At 70.4% G+C, this 21,932-nt stretch carries 17 protein-coding genes; 4 read left to right on the top strand and 13 right to left on the bottom strand.

The annotated features are described in order from the left end of the window. Window positions 1–71: 71 nt before the first annotated feature. The 4 genes from LHA35_RS13860 to LHA35_RS13845 are packed head-to-tail and all read right to left on the bottom strand — an operon-like array spanning window position 72 to window position 5,117. Complete coding sequence (locus LHA35_RS13860; RefSeq protein ID WP_226608867.1) at window positions 72–1,502, bottom strand: oligosaccharide flippase family protein; 1,431 nt, start codon at window positions 1,500–1,502, stop codon at window positions 72–74. 15 nt (window positions 1,503–1,517) lie between these two features. Next, on the bottom strand, window positions 1,518–2,270 hold the full coding sequence (locus tag LHA35_RS13855; protein ID WP_226608866.1) for an SDR family NAD(P)-dependent oxidoreductase: 753 nt from the start codon (window positions 2,268–2,270) through the stop codon (window positions 1,518–1,520). Then, window positions 2,267–3,634 (bottom strand): FAD-binding oxidoreductase, encoded by a 1,368-nt coding sequence (locus LHA35_RS13850; protein ID WP_226608865.1) that lies wholly within the window; start codon window positions 3,632–3,634, stop codon window positions 2,267–2,269. Before LHA35_RS13850 ends, LHA35_RS13855 begins: the two co-directional genes overlap by 4 nt. A gap of 19 nt (window positions 3,635–3,653) precedes the next feature. Next, a complete protein-coding gene (locus tag LHA35_RS13845; protein WP_226608864.1) occupies window positions 3,654–5,117 on the bottom strand; it encodes a UbiA family prenyltransferase in 1,464 nt (487 codons plus the stop codon). Window positions 5,118–5,472: 355 nt separating this feature from the next. On the opposite strand from LHA35_RS13845, the gene LHA35_RS13840 reads away from it, so the two are divergent. After that, a complete protein-coding gene (locus LHA35_RS13840; RefSeq protein ID WP_226608863.1) occupies window positions 5,473–6,525 on the top strand; it encodes a glycosyltransferase family 2 protein in 1,053 nt (350 codons plus the stop codon). A 452-nt stretch (window positions 6,526–6,977) separates the two neighbouring features. Here the strand turns inward: LHA35_RS13840 and LHA35_RS13835 are convergent, their stop codons facing one another. After that, entirely contained in the window at window positions 6,978–7,271 is a 294-nt protein-coding gene (locus LHA35_RS13835) for a hypothetical protein (RefSeq protein ID WP_226608862.1), read from the bottom strand. A gap of 340 nt (window positions 7,272–7,611) precedes the next feature. Here LHA35_RS13835 and LHA35_RS13830 point away from each other — a divergent pair, with 340 nt between their 5' ends. From LHA35_RS13830 to LHA35_RS13820, 3 genes are all read left to right on the top strand, one after another. Beyond that, complete coding sequence (locus LHA35_RS13830) at window positions 7,612–8,439, top strand: TauD/TfdA dioxygenase family protein (RefSeq protein WP_226608861.1); 828 nt, start codon at window positions 7,612–7,614, stop codon at window positions 8,437–8,439. A 201-nt stretch (window positions 8,440–8,640) separates the two neighbouring features. Then, window positions 8,641–9,660, top strand: a complete 1,020-nt coding sequence (locus LHA35_RS13825) for an ABC transporter substrate-binding protein (RefSeq protein WP_226608860.1) — start codon at window positions 8,641–8,643, stop codon at window positions 9,658–9,660. Between the two features lie 46 nt (window positions 9,661–9,706). After that, window positions 9,707–10,294, top strand: coding sequence for an NAD(P)H-dependent oxidoreductase (locus LHA35_RS13820; RefSeq protein WP_226608859.1), 588 nt, complete (start codon window positions 9,707–9,709; stop codon window positions 10,292–10,294). A 58-nt stretch (window positions 10,295–10,352) separates the two neighbouring features. On the opposite strand, the gene LHA35_RS13815 is transcribed toward LHA35_RS13820, so the two are convergent. The 8 genes from LHA35_RS13815 to LHA35_RS13780 all read right to left on the bottom strand — a co-directional run bounded on the left by LHA35_RS13815 (window position 10,353) and on the right by LHA35_RS13780 (window position 21,919). After that, window positions 10,353–11,501, bottom strand: a complete 1,149-nt coding sequence (locus LHA35_RS13815; protein WP_226608858.1) for an aminotransferase class V-fold PLP-dependent enzyme — start codon at window positions 11,499–11,501, stop codon at window positions 10,353–10,355. A gap of 22 nt (window positions 11,502–11,523) precedes the next feature. Beyond that, window positions 11,524–12,876 carry a cytosine deaminase gene (locus tag LHA35_RS13810; protein WP_226608857.1) on the bottom strand — a complete coding sequence of 451 codons (1,353 nt, stop codon included), beginning with the start codon at window positions 12,874–12,876 and terminating at the stop codon, window positions 11,524–11,526. Further along, window positions 12,873–13,739 carry an ABC transporter permease gene (locus LHA35_RS13805; RefSeq protein WP_226608856.1) on the bottom strand — a complete coding sequence of 289 codons (867 nt, stop codon included), beginning with the start codon at window positions 13,737–13,739 and terminating at the stop codon, window positions 12,873–12,875. The genes LHA35_RS13810 and LHA35_RS13805 overlap by 4 nt, the downstream gene beginning before the upstream one ends. Beyond that, window positions 13,736–14,503, bottom strand: coding sequence for an ABC transporter ATP-binding protein (locus LHA35_RS13800; protein WP_226608855.1), 768 nt, complete (start codon window positions 14,501–14,503; stop codon window positions 13,736–13,738). Before LHA35_RS13800 ends, LHA35_RS13805 begins: the two co-directional genes overlap by 4 nt. A gap of 219 nt (window positions 14,504–14,722) precedes the next feature. Continuing rightward, window positions 14,723–16,744, bottom strand: a complete 2,022-nt coding sequence (gene glgX, locus LHA35_RS13795) for a glycogen debranching protein GlgX (RefSeq protein ID WP_226608854.1) — start codon at window positions 16,742–16,744, stop codon at window positions 14,723–14,725. Continuing rightward, window positions 16,737–18,167, bottom strand: a complete 1,431-nt coding sequence (glgA, locus tag LHA35_RS13790; RefSeq protein ID WP_226608913.1) for a glycogen synthase GlgA — start codon at window positions 18,165–18,167, stop codon at window positions 16,737–16,739. Before glgA ends, glgX begins: the two co-directional genes overlap by 8 nt. A gap of 2 nt (window positions 18,168–18,169) precedes the next feature. Next, the gene (glgC, locus tag LHA35_RS13785; RefSeq protein WP_226608853.1) at window positions 18,170–19,441 is read right to left on the bottom strand and encodes a glucose-1-phosphate adenylyltransferase; all 1,272 of its coding nucleotides are present in this window, start codon (window positions 19,439–19,441) and stop codon (window positions 18,170–18,172) included. Window positions 19,442–19,477: 36 nt separating this feature from the next. After that, window positions 19,478–21,919 carry a glycogen/starch/alpha-glucan phosphorylase gene (locus LHA35_RS13780; protein WP_226608852.1) on the bottom strand — a complete coding sequence of 814 codons (2,442 nt, stop codon included), beginning with the start codon at window positions 21,917–21,919 and terminating at the stop codon, window positions 19,478–19,480. Window positions 21,920–21,932 lie beyond the last annotated feature (13 nt).

Here is a 21,932-nt window from a genome sequence, read left to right as displayed (position 1 = left end):
CACCACACCCTGTCGCGGCAGCAATGCAGCCGAGCTGTTGTGTGCTTCATGCAACGGCAAGCCCGCGGACCTCATGCCTCCTGCAAGGCACGCGGCCAGCGGAAGCCAAGCACCGGCAGCACCACCAGCACATAGGTGACGGCACCAACCAGGGCAGTGCCAAGCAGCGCCAGCGGGGCCGGCTGCCCCGCCAGCGCGCGGGCCACCCAGGTGGTCAGCACCGCCATCACGAGGGTGCCGAGCAGCGGTGCCAGCAGATGGCGCCCGAGCCAGAACACGGAACGTTGCAGCACGCGGAGCGTGACGACAAGCTGGACCGGTGGCACGGCCAGGCTGCCGATCGCCCAGCAAAGCGCGGCACCGCCGGCATCCTGCGGGCGCAGCAGCACCAGTCCGAGCAATGGCAGAACAAAGGCGATGAGCTGCATCAGCAGGTTCATGCGCGTCCGCCCGATCGCCAGCCACAGCGCCGGCGCCGGGCCGATCAGGAAGCCCGGTATGGCGGCGAGCGCCACCAGCCGCGCCGGTTCGGTCGCACCGAGCCATGGCCCGCCCATGAGGAGCTCGATCAACCAGGGCGCGGTGATGGCCAGGCCGGCGGCCATCGGCAGGCCGATGAGCGCCTGCAGCTGCGCGAGATCGCCATAGGCCGCGGCCAGCGCCGCGCGGTCCTGCTGCAGGGCCGCCAGCCGCGGCATGGCGAGACGGGAGGCGGCGCCGGTGACGACCGCGAGCGCGACCTCCAGCAGGCGGAAGGCGATATGGGTGATGGCCACCACCGCCTCGGCCACCAGCATGCCGAGGCCGATAATGAAGACCCGGTAGCGGCCGTTATAGACCACCATCGCCAGAATCTGCGGCCCCGCCACGGGCCATAGCTCGGCCAGTGCCCGGCGCTGCAGGGTCCAACGCGGCCGCCAGCCCGAGCGCAAGGCGACCAGCACGAAGACCGAGAGCGTGGCCGCCGCCTGCTGCGCCGCCAGGGCCCAGGGGCCCGCCCCCGCCAGGGCTGCCAGCACCCCGGCCCCGACTGCGATGGGCTGGCAGAGCAGCACCCGCAAGGCGAGCAGGCGATATCGCCTCTGCCGCAGCACCAGCGAGGAGAGCATGCCGGCAGTGGCCGAGAAGGGCAGCAGCAGGGCGAGCGCGCGGATCATGCCGGTGACAGGCGCGCCGGTCGCCGCCGCGATGAAGGGCGCGCCGAACCAGAGCAGGAGAATGCCGAGGGCCGACGCCCCCATGGTCGTCCAGAAGGCGGAGGAGCAGTGTCGGTCCTCCAGCCCGCGCCGCTGCAGCAGGCTGTCCCCGAACATGGCGGAGATGGGAAGGTCGACGGTCAGGAAGACGCTGGCCGCGATGGCGCCGATGCCGGCTGCCTGCGGCCCGATGATGCGAGCGACGAAGAGCAGCCCGACGAGCGCGGCAATGGCCGCGCCGAGCGTCTCGGCCGCGACCCAGGCGGGCGAGGCCGGGGCGGGCAGATACCGGACGAGGCGTTGCATGCGGGGTGGTACGCCTCAGAGGTCCAGGCGGTTGAAAATTCGCGTTGGCAGGCTGCGGATGATGCCCATCACCGGCCACCAGATGCGAGGCAAATAGGACGCGCCGCCCTTGCCCTGCGCCAGTCGCCAGGCGCCGGCGGCGAAGGCACGCGGCGAGACCATGAAAGGCAGTTTCGGAAGCGGCCAAGTCATGCCGGTATCAACCGGACCGGCCTTGAGGCAGAGCACCCGGACGCCGGAGCGCGAGAGGCGCGCGGCATAGCCCTGCAGATAGGTCAGCAGTGCCGCCTTGGTCGCGCCATAGGTGTAGTTGCGCGGCCGGCCACGATCGCCCGCGACCGAGCCGAGGGCGACGACCACGCCCTGGCGCTGCGCTTCCAGCACCGGGGCGAGGGCGGCGAGAACGGTGGCGGCACCGGTGAAATTCGCCTCCACCATCGCCGCTGCGATGGACGGGTCGCGGTCCAGTTCGGACTGATCGGGCATGACGCCGAAGGCGAGGAAGACGTTCAGCGGCCCGCCAGCCCGCGCCGCGCAGTCCGCGACAAAGGCGGCGTGGGAATCGATGTCGCGCGCATCGAAAGGCACCGGCGCAGCCGGCACGCCGTGCCGGATGGCCAGGTCGGCGGCCTGCCGCTCCAGATCGTCCATGTCGCGGCCGGCGAGCAGGATGCCGGCACCATGCGCGGCGGCTTCCCGCGCGAAGGCCCGTGCCACGGCGGAGGAGGCGCCGAGCATCAGCCAGGTGGGTTGCACGGTCGTGCTCATGCCAGGGCGAGCCGCTTCGCCATGTCGGAGGAGAGGCGGCCCTCGGGATCGATCGAGCCGCGGATTTCCATGAAGCGCTGCGCTTCCGGATACATCTCCCAGAAGCCCTCGGCCGAGAGCAGGCTGTCCTTCGCCAGATAGATGCGCCCACCGGCATCGCGCGCGATGCGTTCCAGCGTGGCGAAGAGGCCGCGCACCCCGGGCCGCGCCGGAATGTCGAGGGCGAGGGAATAGCCCGGCAGGGCAAAGGAGAGCAGACCGCGCCCGGGCCGTCCCATGACCTTCAGCACCGCGAGGAAGGAGGCATCGCCCGCCGCCGAAATGGTCTCCAGCAGCTTGCGGAGCGCCGTCTCGCCAGGGCCGAAGGGCAGCACGCACTGGAACTGGTGGAAACCGCGGCGCCCATACATCCGGTTCCAGTGGTGGATGGTGTCCAGCGGGTAGAGGAATTTCCCATAGTGCTGGAATTCCTCCCGCCCCGCGGCCGGCACACGCCGCCAGTAGAGCGCGTTGAAGGCGCGCACGGAGAAGCGGTTGAGCAGCCAGCCCGGCGCCTCGACAGGGAAGCTGCGGGCCTTCGGCTTCGGCGCAGGCAGGCCCGAATCGCTCGGCTCCGCGATTTCCAGGATCCCGCGGCCGAGGGCGCCGCCGGAGGCCAGCGCATCGATCCAGCCAACCGACCAGCTCGCCTCGGCCGCCTCGGCGAAGCCGGCCAGGAAGGCATTGAGGTCCGGAATGCGCCGGCTGCGCACCCTCAGCGCATTGGAGGGCACCGGCTGCATGCGGAAGCAGATGGCGGTGATGATGCCGGTCAGGCCCATGCCACCGATGGTGGCGCGGAACAGCGCCGGATCCTCGTCGTCCGAGACGCGCAGGATCCGCCCATCCGGCAGCAGCAGGTCGAGCCAGAGCACATGGTCGCCGAAGCTGCCGACGCGATGGTGGTTCTTGCCATGCACGTCATTGGCGACCGCCCCGCCGATGGTGGCGAAGGCCGTGCCGGGCGAGGTCGGCGCCAGCCAGCCGCGCGGCAGGAAAACCTCCAGCAAATCGGCGAAGGTCACGCCCGGTTCGGTGACGATTTCGCCACTTTCCGCCTCGAAGGCCAGGATGCGGTCGAGCCGGCCGGTCAGCAGGGCGGCGCCACCGGTATTCAGGGCCTGGTCGCCATAGCTGCGGCCGCCGCCATGCGGCAGCAGGCTGCGCCCCTCCGGCGGATCGAGCGCCGCCAGCAGCTCGCGCATGCGCTCGGGGCGGGCCGCCAGGCAGGGCGCAGTGCTGCTGCGCCCCCACCCCTGCAATGAGACCGGCTTCCAGCCGGCCGCGCGATGGGCCTCGGCCGTTGCCGCGCGCTGTTCGGTCATGGTGTCCGGCATGGCGGCCTCAGAGCGCCACGACGATCGCGGCGGCGATGACCGCACCGATGCCCCAGCTCCAGGGGTCGCGCAGGGCGAAAACCACGGGGTCATCGCGCAGGGCGCGGCGATGCGACAGCATCCAGATGCGCACCAGCCAGATCGCGAGCGCAGCAGGCGCGAGATAAAGCCAGGCGGCATCGGTATAGAGGCGCGAAGGGGCGGCCTCGTTCGCCACGTACAGGATCATGATCTGCAGCGCGGCCATTGCGGAAGCGGCACCAAAGCCGAGGGTCAGCGGCCAGTCGTCCGCCTCATAGCCGCGGCGGGCGAGACTGCCGCCATGGCTGATCTTCGCCTCCATCAACTCGCCATGCCGCTTGGCCAGCGCACAGGAGAAGAAGAAGAATCCGGCGAAGCTCATCAGCCAGGGAGAGTAGGGCACACCTGCCAGCTCCACGCCCAGGGCGAGGCGCAGGGTGAACAACCCGCCAATCGTGAGCGTATCCAGCAGAGGGATGCCCTTCAGCACCGCGGAATAGGTCAAGGACAGAACGATGTAGGCGAGGAGCCCGAGGGCGAATGTGGTGCTGAGCACCGCACCGCCGATGAGGCCCGCGAGGATCAGGGCGATCGCGCCGGCCAGCGCATGCAGGGGCGCGATGCGGCCGGCCGCGATGGCGCGGTTGCGCTTCGTACGGTGCAGCCGGTCGGACGGCAGGTCGGCAATGTCGTTCAGCAGGTAGGTGCCCGAGGCCGTGATTCCCATCAGGAACAGCCCCAGCAGGCAGTTCAGGATGGCATCCGGATCGCCGAGCTTGTGGCCGAGGATCAGCGGCACGAAGAGCAGCGCATTCTTCGACCATTGGTGCAGGCGAAGGGCGCCCAACCAATCGCGCACGGGCGAATTCTGTGGTGGGAACTCCGCCAGCACCTCGGCATCCGCCAGTTTGCGGGCGGCGGCGGCAACCTGCGGGCTGGTGTTCACCAGTACGATCTCCTCCGCCGCGGCGAAGACATCGAGATCATGCCGGCTGTCGCCGGCATAGGCGAAGCCCTCCGGGAAGCGCTGCTTCAGCCAAGCGGCCTTCTCGGGCCCGCGCAGGTTGCGGGTGCCGTCGCTGCCCGTGGCGCTGTCGAAGATGTCGAGATGCTGCGCCACCGCATCGGCCACCGACTGGTCGGCTGCGGTGACGAGGTGCAGGCGGCGCCCGGCAGCGCGCTGCGCCTGCAACCATTCGACGAAAGGCTTACGCAACGGCAAAATTGCGGCATTGGCCGGCGCGGCGCGGCTGACCCGGCGCTTGAAGGCGGCCCGCCCCTTCGGCAGCGCCATGAGCAGCCCTGGCACGGAGGCAGGGTCGCGCAGCAGCGCCGCCACCAGCCCTTCGTGCAGGGTGTCGGTTGCCAACAGTGTGCCATCCAGATCAACGGCCAAGGGCAGGAGCGATGCCGCCCTGCCTGCCGCCGGCGCGACTCGCGCGTCCTCCATCACCACCTACATTCCTGGTACCGCCGGCGGAAAATCCCACCGCAGCTGCGAAGACGATAGTGCCATTGGCGTGAGACGCTGCAACCTGACACAAAGATGCAGCATATGTATGACATGCTCAGGCCCCGCCGGACAAAGCTGCGCGCATGACTTGCTGCGCAAGCCAACGTGACTGCTGCGGGGTCGTGCTGATCCATCCCGCCCTTCCGTGCCATGGCTTTGACTGCCTAATCTTCGCACCCGAGATGCGGGTCATCACAGAGGCGGGATGCACGACCACGAAATAGAATCGCCGGTGATGGCACCAACAAGCCAGGCGCCGAACGCATTGCACCGCAACGACAAGGACAGGCGAATGCCGAGCATCACCGTCTGCCTCGTCACGCATGACCGCCCGCATTACGTGCGCAGCTGCCTCGAGAGCCTGCGGACGCAAACCGTGGGGCTCGATGCCTTCGACGTGATTGTGGTGGATAGCTGCGGCACGGCGGAAACCGGCATTGCGCTGCGCAGCATGACGGGGGCCCTGCCGAATGCCCGTCTGCTGCGGGTGGACCGGCCTGGAGCAAGTGCCGCCCGCAACATGGGTGCCGAGCATTCGAACAGCGATTTCCTTGCCTATCTCGATGACGATGCGATGGCGGCGCCGGACTGGATCGAGCAGATCCGCGCGGTCATCCAGGAGCATGATCCCTGGCCTGGCGTCATCGGCGGGCGCGTCCTGCCGGTCTGGGAGCAGCCGCTGCCCGACTGGTGGCCGCACTCGCTCCGTGGGGTCCTCTCCATCATCGAATGGGAGGGTAGCGGCGAGTACCGCTCCCCGGCGCTGCCGGTGACCCTGGAACCCTATGGGGTGAACATGATCGTGCAGCGCAGGCCGCTGCTCGACATCGGCGGTTTCTCGGACGGGCTTGGCCGCTTCGCCGGGCTGCTGCTCTCGGACGAGGATGTGCAGGTCGGCTGGAAGCTGCAGGATCGCGGCTATTCCGCCTGGTACGACAGCCGCATCGTGGTGCAGCACCAGATCCAGGGCAACCGCATGAACCCGGAATGGCTGCTGAACCGCCTTTATTGGCAGGGCGCCTCCACGGTCGCGACACGGCGCATGCTGGGGCAGCCGGAGCAGGTCTGGCGGGAATTCCCACGGCGAATGCTTGTGGAGCTGCTGACCATCTTTTCCGATCTCGTGCCGAAGGACAGCATCCGGCTGCTGCCCTTCCGCTGGCGCCTGGCCTATGCGCGCGGCTTCACCCGCATGGCGCTGGCCGGCGAACACCGCAAGCGCACCCTCCCCGGCCGCGCCCTGCGCGCGCTGATCTGGCGAGATGGCACGCCGATCATCCCCGTGCTCGATATCGGCGCACGTGCCGGCATCACACCACCCTCCCCTGGGGACCAGCCGCGCTGAGTTGCCGAGCACCGCCCTCGCCGCGCGCAGCCATGCAGTCCGCCCGCCACCCGTGCCGGATGGGGCCGAGATCCCGCTGACGCTGCCCAGCGGCCATGCCCCACCAGCGATCACCGCACCGGCGCACCGGCAGGCCACCCCATCGGGCGTCACGCGGATCGCCTGCTGGCCGCCTTGCTCGCGCCCCTGCCGGGCGGCGGCAGGGGTGCCACGGTCTGCCGGGCTCTCCGCACCCGTCGCAGGTGCGTGATCACGGCTTGGCGGGCTTCGCGACCGCGGCACACGCGGCCCCCGCTGTCAGGGAGGGGTTGCATCCACGGCTTGGGTGCTTCCCCTGCACGGGGCGCCGGCGGCGCTACGGGCGGCGGGACCGGGTCGGAAGTCCGAGGAGGCGCGGCCTGGATGTCTCCGCACGCCGGCACAGCGCAAGACAGTGACTGCCGCCGACCCGCTCACAGAAGCGCGTGGGCGATGGCCGACCATTCCGCCGCCAGCGTGAGATCCGGGCGGGTCCGATATGCCCGGCGATACCAGTAATCGGCATTGCCCAGATCTCCCTCCTTGCGGTGGAGATAGGCATGCACCCAGGCGCTGGCCGCGTCCTCGCCGGCCTGCGCGGCGGCATGGGCACGGTCCCAGTCGCCGTGCGCATCCCACCACAGGGCAAGAACGGGACCCGCCAGGGTCGGCGGGGGCTCGACATGAGTCAGGGCCGAGTGGCGAAGCGCGTCCGGTGTCACGGCCATCTCCCCGGCAACAGTGTGAAGCGCCAGTCTTGGCCAGGCTTGGCTGCGGAGGCAAGCGCAGGATCCTGAACGAATTCACTACCGATATTCGCTTTAATGCCGAATCATGCAGCAGGTTGTGCGCGGCATCGCATGGCGGGTGAAGCCATGCAGGCATGCGGCCCTGCCGCGCCCGTACTCCCGCTGGCCGTAGCCAAGACGCCCATTCCACGATCCGTCATGCGCTTGATCATAATTTACTATTGTTTTTGCCATTTATCTGAGGAATGCTGCGCCACAGTCGTGGAACCCAACCCGGCTCCGCGCCCTTCCCTTCCCGGTCCGTCCGGAGCCGCTGGCCATGCCCCAGACACTCATCCTTCACACGTCCTCCGCCACTGGCATCACGCTCCGCCCGCTCCATCCGGCCATCGGCGCCGAGGTTGCGGGCCTTGATCTCGCAGGGCCGCTCACCGGCCCGATGCTGGAGGTTTTGCACGATGCGCTGATCGAGCGCGGCGTGCTGCTGCTGCGCGGCCAACGCGCCCTGCCCGCCAGCCTCGCGCATGGCCTGGCGGCGCTGGAACTGCCGCTGCGGGCCCAGGCACTGCACCAGCCGGCCCCCAGCCTGCCGCTCAAGGTCGGTCCGACGCCCGATCTGCCGCCGCCCGGCGCCGTGCGCGGCCCCTTCTGGCATGCCGACCGCAGCTATGCGGCGAAGCCGGCACTGGCTTGCCTGATGCGCGCCGCGACCAGCGATGGCGAGATCGCCTTCGCCGACCAGCGCCGGGCACTGCTCCTCTTGCCGGTCGGGCTGCGCAACCGGCTGGAATCGCTCCGTGCCCTGCATGCCAGCCCTCGCAACCCTGGCGCGCGGGCCGAGCATCCGCTGCTCCGCCGACATCCGGAGACCGGCGAGCCGTCGCTCTACGCCAACCCTGCCTTCACCACGCGCATCCTGAACCTGCCGGCCGACGAAAGCCGGCGTTTGCTGGAGACGCTCTTCGCCGCGGCGACCGCCGAGTCGCTGGTCTGGCGGCATAGCTGGCAGGCGGGCGACGTGCTGATCTGGGACAATCGCAGCGTGCTGCACACGGCCGGCGGCGCCGGCTGCGAGGCACTGCGCATAGATGGCGACCAGCCGGTCGGCCTGATCGCTGATGAGATGCCCTGGGTAGTCGCGGGCTGACGCCCGCCTCCATTCGCATGGCGCGCTGGACCAGCAGCCGCGGAAGGCCGGCCAGCATGGGGCGAGGCCGCCTAGACAGGCTTTCGGCAACCGGCGCTCCGCTTCGCGCGATTCCCGCCCGGATTCGGCTCTCACCGGCGTGGCGTGCCTGGTCCCGCCCTTGCTATGCCTCCCCGAGAAAGACCTGTCCCGGAGAGCCCGATGCAGCGCCGCACCGCCCTGACCCTGCTCGCCACCGCCCCGGCGCTCGCCGCCCCGGCGGTGCATGCCCAGACGCTGCTGGACGTGAAATTCATGCTCGACTGGGCTTTGCAGGGTCCGCAGGCCGTCTTCCTGCTGGCGCTGGAACGCGGCTACTTCCGCCGCGAGGGGCTGAACGTCACCATGGACCGCGGCTTCGGCAGCGGTGATGTCCCGGTGAAGATCGCCTCCGGCGCCTATGACATCGGCTGCGCCGACATCAATCCGACGATCCGGATGAAGCTGGAGCGGCCGGAGAGCGACCTGTTCAGCCCCTTCCTGGTCTTCGACCAGACGGCACTGGCGGTGATCACCCTGGCGCGGGAGAAGATTACCAAGCCGGCCGACCTGCTGGACAAGACTCTGGCCGCGCCCGAGACGGAAGCCGGCCGGCAGCTCTTCCCCGCCTTCGCCAAGGCCGCCGGCATCGACCCCGCCCGCATCCGGTGGCAGACGGTGACGCCGCAGCTCCGCGAGCCGATGCTGGTGCAGGGCCGGGTCAACGGCATCACCGGCTTCATCACCAGCGGCGGGCTGTCGCTGCGCGGCCTCGGCATCCCGGAGAAGGACATCGTCTCCCTGCGTTATGGCGAGCACGGGGCGGATTTCTACTCCATCGCCCTGATCACCACGCGCCGCTGGGCGGAGGCGAATCCGCGTGCCGTCACCGGCATCATCCGCGCCCTGGTCCGGTCCCACTACGATTCGCTCGCCAATCCGGACGCCACCATCCAGGTGCTGCGGGCGCGGGAGCCGCTGACCGATGTCCCGCTGGAGACGGCACGGTTGAAGATCGCGATGGAGGAGCTGACCTTCACGCCGCATGTGCGGGAGAAGGGCTTCGGCCAGGTGGACACGGCGCGGCTGCAGCGCGGCATCGACATGGTGCGCGACGCCTTCGGCATTGCCCGGCCGATGGGTTGGGCCGAGGTTTACGATCCGAAATTCCTGCCGCCGGCGGCCGACCTGAAGCTGGCGTGATGGCGGCGCATGCGCCCGGCATGCCGGGACGCCTCCGCGGCCGCCCATGAAGGTGCTGATGATCGCCTGCCACCCGCGTGCGGACAGCTATTCCGCCGCGTTGCGGCAGGCTGCGGGGGAGGCCCTGACGGCGGCGGGGCATGAGGTCCGGCTGCGCGACCTGCATGCGAGCGGCTTCGTGCCGGTGATGTCGGCCGAGGAGCACCGCATTACCAACACGCCTGGCGCCAACGAGGCCGCGGTCGCGCAGGAGGCCGCCGACCTGCGCTGGGCGGAGGCGCTGGTGCTGGTCTACCCAACCTGGTGGTACGGCATGCCGGCCATGCTGAAGGGCTGGTTCGACCGTGTCTGGCTGCCTGGCATCGCCTTCCGCATCGGCCCGGGCGCGATCGAGCCGCTGCTGACCAATATCCGCCGCATCGCGGTGGTCACCACCTATGGCTCGCCGCTCTGGCTGCTCTGGTATATCGGCTGGCCGGACCGCAAGGTGATGGGCCGCGGCTTGCGCCGGCTCTGCGCCAGCGACTGCCGGCTGGACTGGCTCTACCTCACCCGCATGGATCACCGGCAGCGGCCGGAGCTGGAGGACTTTCTCCGGCGCGTGCATGGCTTCTTCGCGGGATGGCGCGACTGACGGTCACCCTGCCCGGCTGACCGGCGCCAGGCGCAGCGGCGCGGCGCCGCGCCGCGTGCTATGTCATGCATCGCCGGAAGGCGGACAGGAAGGCGTCCGCATCCGCCTCGTCGTTATAGACATGCGGGCTGATGCGCAGGCGGCCGAGGCGGGGGGCGACATGGACCTTCGCGGCGGCCAGCCGCTCCACCAGCCGCTCCGGCATGCCCTGCGGAAAGCCGAGGCTCAGCACATGCGGCGCCCGGACGCGCGCCGCCGGAACCTCCACCGGCAGTCCCGCCAGCCCCGCCGCGATCCGCTCATTCAGCATGGCGAGGCGGGCGCTGATCGCGGCATGGCCCCAGGCTGCCATCATCTCCATCCCGAGCGAGGCCATCTCCAGCGAGATGAAATGGTCCCGCTCCCCCATATCGAAGCGCTGCGCGCCCTCGGCGAAGGCGAGGTCAGCGAAATAGGGCGCGGTCTCGGCGGCGACCGCCTTGCGGGAGTAGCTCGTCTGCTCCAGCGGCACGCCCTGCTGCCAGCGCCTGGCGACATAGAGGAAGGCGCGGCCATAGGGTCCGAGCACCCATTTGTAGGTGGGGAAGACCAGGAAATCCGGGTCGAGCGCCACGACATCGATCGGCAGCACGCCGGCATGGTGCGTGGCATCCACCAGCAGCGCCGCGCCCTGGCGCTTCACCGCCGCCCCGACCGCGGCGAGGTCGACCAGCCCCCCATCCGACCAGTGGACCGAGGAGATGGAGACGAGCGCCAGGGGCGGCGCGCCGGACCGCTCGATCGCCTCCAGCAGCGCCGCGGTCCAGTCGCCATCCGCCGGGCGCCCCACCACCTCGGTCGTGAAGCCGCCCTCCGGCGCGCGCTGCATCCATTCGAGGGTTGGGGAGCTGTGGTCATCCGCCAGCAGCAGCACCCGGCTGCCCTGCGGCACCGGCAGGATCTTCGCCGCGGTGGCAAAGCCATAACCGACCGAGGGGATGAGCGCGATGTCCTCCGGCGCGGCACCGATCAGCGCCGCGGCCGCCTTGCGGGCGCGGGCGAATTGCGCCGCCTGGTCGGCGGCGCCCCAGCGCCAGGGCTGGCCCTTGCGCGCGACGCCCGCATGCCCGGCCTCCTGCACCGCCCTCGGCAGCGGGCTCCAGGAGGCGGCATTGAGATAGGCGATCTCCCGCGGGATGTCGAAGGCGTCGCGTTGCGATCCGAGCATGGGGGTCCTCCCGGTCAGGGGCTCAGCCTGGACCGGTCCCCAGCACCGCGTCCAGTTCCCGCCAGTCCGGCAACTCCGCCTCCAGCACCTTGCCGCTGCGCAGCACGATGCGGTCGCTCTGCGGCCGGCTCAGCAGCTCCGTCATGCCGCGGGCCCGGAACAGCAGCAGATCGGCCGCCGCGCCGGGCTTCAGCCAGCCGGTGTCCGGCAGCCCCATCGCCGCGGCAGGGGTCGCGCTGGCGGCGCGCGGCCAGTCCCCCACGGGGTGGTCGAGGTGGAGGATGCGCGTCGCCTCCCGATAGACCTCCAGCATGTCCAGATCGCCATAGGCGTAGAAAGGATCACGCGCATTGTCGGAGGCGACGGAGACCGCCACGCCGGCGGCCCGCAGCTCGTGCACCAGCGTGACGCCGCGCCAGCGCGGCGTGCGGCCCGGCACGCGGTCCTGCAGGTACATGTTGCACATCGGCAGGACGATGATGCCGATCCCCGCCTCGGCGCAGAGCCGGATCGTCTCCCGCGCGAATGCCTCGGGCTGGAGGGAGAGGGAGCAGCAATGACCGCACTGGATGCGGTGCCTGAAGCCGCGGCGGAGCGCGGTGGCCGCGACCTCCCGCAGCGCGCGGGCGCCGGTTTCGCCGCTCTCATCCACATGCAGGTCGAGTTCGAGCCCGCGCGCCTCGGCCAGCGAGAAGAAACGGTCCAGCATGGGCTGGAAGGCATCCGGCAGCGGGTCCTGCAGGCCGCCGGAGAGGCGGCATACCATGCCCAGCACGCCACCGGACTCGGCCACCATGTCGGCCAGCATCTCGCCATCCTCTCCCTGGAAGCACTCGAGCGGCGCGATGGAACTGGCCTGCAAGGTGATGCGCCCGGCCCAGCGGTCCCGCAGCCGACGGAAGACCCGCCAGGAGACGGGATCGTGCGGCGCGACACTCTCCAGATGGGTGCGGATGGCGACGGCGCCATGGGCATGCGCGGCGCGCAGGCTGAACTCGAACCGTACCTCGATATCCTCCTCGGTCCAGGTCTCGCGGTCGGCAGCAGCGGCGGCCAGCGCGCCCGCGAAGTCGCCGCTCGGATTGGCCCGACGAGGCCAGATCTGGCCCTTGTCCAGATGGGTATGGCAATCCACCGGCCCGGGCCAGACCTGCCCGCCATCAAGGCTCGGTCCCTCTGGGGCCGTGCCGAGCGGGGCGATGGCGGCAATGCGTCCCTGTTCGACCTTCAGGTCGAAGCGCACCAGCCCCTGCGCATCCGTGGGGCCCGGCCCCACGCCCGCCAGCAGCGCCGCTGGCGCCCGCGCATCGCGCAGCCAGTACGCGCCGCCTCCGGCGGCAATCGCCGCCCGCAGCCTGTCCATGGCGGCACTCATCGGCGGTCCCCCCGGGCCATCGCGCTCTCATGCCAGCGGCGCAGCAGCAGATGCGACAGCAGGCTGAGCGCGAGGAAGATCGCGATGCCCGTAGCGGAGACGAGCACCAGTGCCGCAAACATGCGCGGGATCTGCAACTGGTAGCCGGATTCCAGGATGCGGTAGGCAAGGCCGGAGGCCCGCCCGCCCGTCCCGGCGACGAATTCCGCGACGATGGCGCCGATCAGCGCCAGGCCACCCGAAATGCGGAGCCCGGCGAGGAAGAAGGGCATCGCCGTCGGCAGCCGGAGCCGCCACAGCACCTGCCAGCGGCTGGCGCCGTAGAGGCGGAAGAGGTCCAGCAGGTTGTGGTCCGTGCTGTTCAGCCCGACCGTGGTGTTGGAGAGGATCGGGAAGAAGGCGACGATCCAGGCGCAGATCAGCAGCGACAGGGTGACGTCGTCCACCCAGATGATGATCAGCGGCGCGATGGCGACGATCGGCGTGACCTGCAGGATGACCGCATAGGGAAAGAGCGAGAGTTCGACGATGCGCGACTGGGCGAAGAGCACCGCGAGCACCAGGCCGAGCGAGGCGGCGACCAGCAGCGCCAGCAGGGTGATCTTCAGCGTGACGAGCAGCGAAGCCGAGAGCGTGCCCCAGTCCCGCACCAGGGTCTCGGCGATCGCCACCGGGCCGGGCAGCACATAGGGCGGGATCCCGCGCGTCCGCACCAGCCATTCCCAGCCGCCCAGCACGAGCAGGCCAATCACGACCGGCGCCAGGAGGCGCAGCCAGCCCTCCGCCGTCAGGCCGAAGGGTGGGCGTGGCGGAACCGCCGCCGCCTCCAGCGCCTCGGCGCGCCGTTCCAGCACCTGGCTCATGCCGCCGCGCCCGCCATGGCGGCGCCGAGCGCCTGCGACACCTCCCGGCAATGCGCGGCATAGCCGGCGGAGGTGCGGAACTCCTCGCCCCGCGGATAACCGGCCTCCACTGCCAGCTCGGCATGAATGCGGCCCGGCCGCGGCGCCATCACCGCGATGCGGCGGGCCAGGTAGACGCTCTCGAAGACGGAATGGGTCACGAACACCACGGTGAAGCGTTCCGCCTCCCAGAGTTCCAGCAGATCGTTGTTCAGCCTGAAGCGCGTGATCTCGTCCAGCGCCGCGAAGGGCTCGTCCATCAGCAGCAGCCGCGGCCTGGTGACCAGGGCGCGGGCGATCGAGACACGCATCCGCATCCCGCCCGAGAGGGCGCGGGGATAGGCATTCTCGAAGCCCTTCAGGTCCACCCGCGCCAGCATCGCGGCGGCGCGCTCCGCCGCCTCCCGCCGCCCCATGCCGCCGAGTTCCAGGGGCAGCGCGACATTGGCCAGCGCCGTCGCCCAGGGCATCAGCGTCGGTTCCTGGAAAACGAAGCCGATATCGCGCGCGCTGGGCTGGCCGGAGGGCCAGTCGATGCGGCCCGCGGTCGCCTCCGACAGGCCGGCCACCATGCGCAGCAGCGTCGATTTGCCGCAGCCGGACGGGCCGAGAAGGGCGAGGACCTCACCCTGCGCGATGTCGAGGTCGATCCCCCGGACCGCCAGCGTGCCGGTCGCGTAGCGCTTGGCGATGCCACGCAGCGAGACGAGGGGTTCGAGGCTCACGCGAGGCCGGCCCGCTTGAGCGGGGCGCCCGAGCCATGGGCGTGCCGATGGTGCAGCCCGCTTTGCATGTCCTTCCCCCTCGTGCCATCACGATCCTGGATGGAAAGCATGCCCCAAGGCTGGCGCGAACGGAACGCATGCCCCCGCCCCCTACCCGTCACGGCGGAACGAGCGGGGCGGGTCGGAGGTGAAGCCACCCGTAATGATGTATTCGCCGCGTCAGGCCGGTGCCTCCGCCAGCAGCAGCACGCTGCGGGGGGCAAGCACCAATGGGCCGCCCACCTGACCCACCCGTCCGGGATCGGCGCTGTCGGCCAACACCTTCCAGGCGAAGCCAGGACGGGGCGCCGGGAGAGTGAGCGGGGCTGGCTCCGCCGCACCATGGACGGCAACCAGCACCCGGTCGGCGGGCCGTCCGCCGCGGCTTGGCTCATAGAACACCGCAACCAAGCTGCGCCGCCCGGCATCCGCCCAGTCCGCCGGGCCGAAGGCGGCGCCATCCGGCCGCAGCCAGGCGACGTCCGGCAGGCCGGCCTCATCCTGCGCCATGCCGGTCAGTGCCCGGTCCGCATGCAGTGCCGGATGCGCCAGCCGCGCCCCGACCAGCCGGGCGGTGAATTCCATCCGCCCCTGATCCATCCCCGCCCAGTCGAGCCAGGAGACCGGGTTGTCCTGCGCATAGGCGTTGTTGTTGCCGCCCTGGGTCCGGCCGCATTCATCGCCCATGGAGAGCATGGGCGTGCCGCGCGCCGCCAGCAGCGTCGCCAGCAGCGCCCGGACATCGCCCGCGCGCCGCGCCAGCACCGCCGGGTCGTCGGTCGGCCCCTCCATCCCGCAATTCCAGGAATGGTTCTCGTTATGGCCGTCATGGCCGTGCTCGCCATTCGCCAGGTTGCGCTTCCGGGTGAAGGAGACGAGGTCGGCCAGGGTGAAGCCGTCATGCGAGGTGACGTAGTTGACGCTGTCGCTCAACCGCCGCCGCGCCGGGCCGAAGAGGTCGGCGGAGCCGGCGAGGCGTGTGGCAAGATCTGGCACCTGCCCGGCATCGCCGCGCCAGAAGCGGCGGAGGGTGTCGCGGAAGCGGTCGTTCCACTCGCCCCAGCCGGGCGGGAAGGCGCCCAGTTGGTACCCACCCCAGCCAAGGTCCCAGGGCTCGGCGATGATGATCCGCTCCCGCAGCAGCAGGTCCTGCCGCATGGCGGCCAGCAGCGGCGCCTGGGGGTCGAAGCCGCTGTCGCGCCGGCCCAGCGTCACGGCGAGGTCGAGCCGGAATCCCTCCACCCCCGCCGCCAGCACCCAGTGGCGCATGGCATCCATGGCGAGGCGCAGCGGCCAGGGCCGGTCCAGCGCCAGGGTATTGCCGCAGCCGGCATCATTGGCGTAGCGGCCATCCGGCCCGAAGCGATGGAAAGCGGCATTGGCCAGGCCGCGCAGGGAAAGGGTCGGGCCGAACTCATCCCCCTCCCCGCTATGGTTGTAGACCACGTCGAGGATCACCCCGATTCCGGCGGCGCGCAGCGCGGCGATGGCGGCACGCACCTCCTCCATCCCGCCCGGCGCCAGGCGGGGATCGGGGGCAAGGAAGCCGACCGGGTTGTAGTTCCAGTGGTTGTTGAGGCCGAGCGGCGGCAGATGGCGCTCGTCGATCCCGGCGGCGACCGGCATCAGTTCCACATGCGTGACGCCGAGCGCCCGCAGATGCGCGATGGCCGCCGGATGGCCGAGCGCGGCGAAGGTGCCGCGGATCTCCTCGGGGATCGCCGGGTGCAGGCGGGTGAAGCCGCGCACATGCATCTCATAGATCACGCGCGGCCCCGGCGCGGCGGGCGGGGGCGAGACGGTGGCGGCCGGCACCGGAACCACCGCCTTCGGCACGAAAGGCGCGCTGTCCACGCCGCGGGCGAAGTGGCTCTCATGCAGGCGATAGGGCCGGTCCATCCGGCTCGCCCAGGGGTCCAGCAGCAGCTTCGACGGATCGAAGCGATGCCCCGCCGCCGGGTCCCAGGGGCCATGCGCGCGCAGCCCGTAGCGCGCGCCAGGCCCGATCCCGGGCACGGCCCCATGCCAGACATCGCCGCTGCGCGCCGGCAGGCGGTGGCAGGCGACCGGCACGTCGCGGATCGCATCGAACAGGCAGAATTCGATGGCGGTCGCATCCGGTGCCACGACCGCGACATTCACGCCTGCCCCATCGGCGGTGACGCCGAGCGGCTCCGGCCTGCCCTCGCCCACATCAACCATTCGCCGAGGCGATCTCCCGGAACAGCGCGGCATATTGCCGGGCGGAGCGATGCCAGGAGACGTCGCAGGCCAGGGCATTGGCCCGGATGCACGCCCAGGCCGCCCTGTCGCGGATCAGCCCGGCGGTGCGCTGCAAGGCGGCCCCCAGCATCGCGGCATCGCTCGGGGGGAACTGCACGCCGGTCGCGCAGCCGGCGGCCAACGCCATCGCATTCGCGTCGATGACGGTGTCCGCCAGCCCCCCGGTCCGGGCGACGACCGGCGGCGCGCCGTAGCGCAGCGCGCAAAGCTGGGCGAGGCCGCAGGGCTCGAAGCGTGAGGGCACCAGCACCGCATCCGCGCCGGCATAGCAGAGCCGGGCCAGCGCCTCATCGAAGCCGATGAAGGCGCCGACCCGGCCGGGATGCGCCGCCGCGGCGCCGAGGCAGCGGGCTTCCAGCGCCGCATCGCCGGTGCCGAGGATGGCAAGCTGCCCGCCCGCCCGGAGCAGCGCCGGCAGCGCCTCGAGCACCAGATCCATCCCCTTCTGCCAGGCGAGCCGCCCGACAAAGGCGAAGAGCGGCGCCTCCGGCTCCGGCGCCAAGCCGAAGCGGGACTGCAGCGCCGGCTTGTTGGCGGCGCGGGGCGATGGATCGGCGGCGGAGAAGCGGACCACCAGCGCCGGGTCCGTGGCCGGGTCCCAGACCGTCTCGTCGATGCCGTTCAGGATGCCGCTGACCACCTCCGCCCGGCCGCGCAGCAGCCCGTCGAGACCCATGCCGCCCTCCGGTGTGCGGATCTCCTCGGCATAGGTGGGGGAGACGGTGGTGATCCGGTCGGCATACCAGAGCCCGGCCTTCAGGAAGCCGACATGGCCGAAATACTCCAGCCCATCGACCCGCCAGGCGGTCGGCGGCAGGCCGAGGCGCGGGAAGAGGCCCGGTGCGAATTGCCCCTGGAAGGCGAGGTTGTGGATGGTGAAGGCAAGGGGCACCCGCCGCGGCGCCGTGAGGCGCAGATAGGCGCCGGCGAGGCCGGCCTGCCAGTCATGCGCGTGCACCGCCTGGAAGCCGAGCGCGACCGCAGCCTCCGCCGCCGCGAAACCGAGGGCGGCGAAGCGGAGGCCGTTATCCTCCCAGTCCTCGCCCGCCGGCCCGGTATAGGGGTTGCCGGGCCGGTCGAAGAATTGCGGCGCCTCCAGCACCAACAGGTCCAGCCCGCCGGCCCGCCCCGCGCGCAACCGGGCCGGGCCGAAGCGGTCCGGCAGATCGAGTGCGATGGGCGCATCGCCGATCGCCGCCATCACCTTCGGATAGCCCGGCACCAGGGTGGTGACGGCGATTCCCTCACCCGCCAGCGCTCCGGGCAGCGCCCCCACCACATCCGCAAGGCCGCCCGTCTTGATGAGCGGAAAGGCTTCCGAGGCGACCGCCAGGACCCGCAGCGTCATGCCCCGAGCCGGTCCAGCATGGGCTGGGTGATCAGGCAGATGCCCTTCTCGGTCCGGCGGAAGCGGCGGGCATCCTCCGCCGCATCCTCCCCCACCACCAGCCCCTCCGGGATGCGCACGCCGCGATCGACGACGACATTGCGCAGACGCGCATGCCGCCCGACCTCCACCTGCGGCAAAAGCACCGCACCCTCGATCTGTGCATAGGAATGCAGGTGCACCCCGGTGAAGAGCAGGGACCGCCGCGCCGAGGCGCCGGAGACGATGCAGCCGCCGGAGACAAGGGAGGCGACCGCCTCGCCGCGCCTGCCATCCGTGTCATGGACGAATTTGGCCGGCGGCACGACCTCGGCATAGGTCCAGATCGGCCAGTCCTGGTCGAAGATGTCGAGCGGCGGGACGACATCGGTGAGGTCGATATTGGCCTCCCAATAGGCGTCCACCGTGCCGACATCGCGCCAGTAGGGCTCGGTCTCGGCCGCCGAGCGTACGCAGCTCGCCTCGAAGCGGTGGGCCTGCGCCGTGCCCTCGGCGACCATGCGGGGGATGATGTCCTTGCCGAAATCATGCGAGGAGGCGGGGTCCGCCGCGTCACGCCGCAACTGCTCGATCAGCAGCCGCGTCTCAAAGACATAGATGCCCATGCTGGCGAGCGACCGGTCGGGCTGGTCCGGCAGGCCGGGCGGGTCGGCCGGCTTCTCGACGAAGTCGATGATGCGGCCGGAGGCATCCACCGACATCACGCCGAAGCCGCGGGCCTCCGCGCGCGGGACCGTCATGCAGCAGACCGTGACGCCGGCGCCGCGGTCCAGATGCTGCTGCAGCATCACCTCGTAGTCCATCTTGTAGATGTGGTCGCCGGCCAGCAGGACGATGTGGCGCGGCGCCAGGTCCTCGATGATGTCGATGTTCTGGAACACCGCATCGGCGGTGCCGAGGTACCAGTTATGCTCGGAGACGCGCTGGCTGGCGGGCAGGATGTCGAAGCTCTCGTTCCGCTCCGGCCGCAGGAAGGTCCAGCCGCGCTGGAGGTGGCGGATCAGGCTGTGCGCCTTGTACTGGGTCGCGACGGCCACGCGCCGGATGCCGGAGTTGATGGCATTCGAGAGCGCGAAGTCGATGATGCGGGATTTGCCGCCGAAGAAGACCGCCGGCTTGGCCCGCTTGTCGGTCAGTTCCATCAGGCGGCTGCCCCGCCCGCCCGCCAGCACGAAGGCCATGGCGGAACGGGCGAGCGGCCCTTCGTTGCGCGGGCGGCTGTCAGCCATGCGGTCCCCTCTCCCTCGGTCGCCGCGCCGGCCGGCTTACCGCCTGACCGGCACGCGCCAGATCTCCTCGGCATATTCGGCGATGGTGCGGTCGGAGGAGAACCAGCCGACCCGCGCCGTATTCAGCACCGCGCTCCGCCACCAGGCCGCCGAATCCTCCCAGCGAGTATCGGCGCGGCGCTGTGCCTCGAAATAGCTGTCGAAATCGGCGCCGACCATGAAATAGTCGTGACCTCGGATCGAAGCCATCAGCTCCCGGTAGCGGCCACGATCGTCGGGCGAGAAGACGCCGGATTCCACCGCCTCCAGCACCTCGCCAAGCCGGGGGGAGGCCTGGATGGCGGCAGCGCCATGGCTGCCATCGCGCCGGCGCGTCTCCACCTCCTCGGTCGTCAGGCCGAAGATGAAGATGTTGGGGTCGCCGACCCGCTCCCGGATCTCGACATTGGCGCCGTCCAGCGTTCCCATGGTGAGCGCGCCGTTCAGCGCCAGCTTCATGTTGCCGGTGCCCGAGGCCTCCATGCCAGCGGTCGAGATCTGCTCCGAGAGATCGGCCGCGGGGACGATCATCTCGGCCAGGGAGACGTTGTAATTCGGCAGGAAGGCGACCTTCAGCAGGTCGCGCACCGTCGGGTCGCCGTTCACCACCCGCGCCACGTCATGTGCCAGCTTGATGATCAGCTTGGCGCGATGGTAGCTCGCCGCCGCCTTGCCGGCGAAGATCTTCACGCGCGGCACCCAGTTGAGATGCGGCTGGGCCCGGATGGCGTCATAGAGCGCCACCGTCTCCAGGATGTTCAGCAGCTGGCGCTTGTATTCGTGGATGCGCTTGATCTGCACGTCGAACATGGCGTGCGGATCGACACGGAGGTCGAGCTGCTGGCGGATCAGCGCCGCCAGCGCCTCCTTGTTCGCAAGCTTCACCGCGGCGAAGCGGTCCCGGAAGCCGGCATCCTCGGCGAGCGGCGCGAGGCCGTCCAGCGCCTCCGCATCGTCGAGCACGCGGGGCCCCAGCGCATCCACCAGCAGGCCGGTCAGGCCGGGATTGGCCTGCTGCAGCCAGCGGCGGAAGGTGATGCCGTTGGTCTTGTTGACGATGCGGTCCGGGGCGAGCGCGTGGAAGTCCCGGAACACGGTCTTCTTCAGCAGGTCGGAATGCAGCGCCGAGACGCCGTTGACCTTGTGCGATCCGACGAAGGCCAGATGCCCCATGCGCACCCGCCTGCCATGCCCCTCCTCGATCAGGGAGACGGAGGCGAGCAGCCGCACATCGCCGGGATGCGCGGCGCGCACGGCGTCCAGGTGATGGGCGTTGATCAGGTAGATGATCTGCATGTGGCGCGGCAGCAGCCGCTCCATCAGCGGCACCGCCCAGCTCTCCAGCGCCTCGGGCAGCAGGGTATGATTCGTGTAGCTGATCGAGCCCTGGGTGATGGCCCAGGCCTCGTCCCAGGGGATGCCGTGCAGGTCCACGCAGATGCGCATCAGCTCGGCGATCGCGATGGCCGGATGGGTGTCGTTGAGTTGGATCGCCACCCGCTCGGGCAGGGAACGCAGGTCGCCATAGACGCGCAGGTGCCGGCGGACCAGGTCCTGCAGCGCCGCCGAGGTGAAGAAGTACTCTTGCCGCAGGCGCAGTTCCTGCCCCGCCGGCGTCTCGTCCGAGGGATAGAGGACCTTGCTGATCGCCTCCTGCCGCATCCGGTCGGCCAGCGCGCCGACATGGTCGCCGAAATTGAAGGCCTCCAGCTTCAGCGGGTCCAGCGCCCGGGCGGACCATAGCCGCAGCGTGTTCACATGCCTGCCGCGCCAGCCGACCACCGGCGTGTCATAGGCGACCGCCTGCACCGTCTCGGCCGGGTGCCAAACCTGCCGGACCTCGTTGTCCGAGACCCGCACGGACTCGACCGAGCCGCCGAAGCCGATATCGTGCGCGATCTCCGGCCGGGCGAATTCCCAGGGGTTGCCGAAGGTCAGCCAGTCCTCCGGGTATTCATGCTGCCAGCCTTCCCGCAGGATCTGCCGGAACAGCCCGTGCTCATAGCGGATGCCGTAGCCGAAGGCGGGGATGTTGAGGCTGGCCAGGCTCTCCATGAAGCAGGCGGCCAGCCGGCCGAGGCCGCCATTGCCGAGCGCGGCATCCGATTCGGCGAGCCGCACCGCATCGAAATCGACGCCGAGCGGCGCCAGCGCCTCCTTCAGCGTCTCGGTCAGGCCGAGATTGCTGACGCTGTCGCGCAGCAGCCGGCCGACCAGGAATTCCAGGCTGAGATAGTAGACCTGCTTCTCGCCCTGCTCATAGGTGGCGCGGGTCACGTCGAGCCAGCGGTCGATCACGCGGTCCCGCACCGCCAGGGCGGTGGCCAGGAACCAGTCGCGGTCGCGCGCGCCGCTCCGGCTCCTGCCCAGGTCATAGGTCAGCTTGCGGACGATCGCATCGCGCAGCGCCGCCGCATCACCGGCCGCATCGAGGTTCATCATCGCATCCGTC

Source organism: Roseicella aerolata (genome assembly GCF_020523605.1).
GTDB lineage: Bacteria > Pseudomonadota > Alphaproteobacteria > Acetobacterales > Acetobacteraceae > Paracraurococcus > Paracraurococcus aerolatus.
The sequence above is the reverse complement of the archived record's forward strand: the minus strand, read 5'-3'. Positions and strand labels throughout refer to the sequence as shown.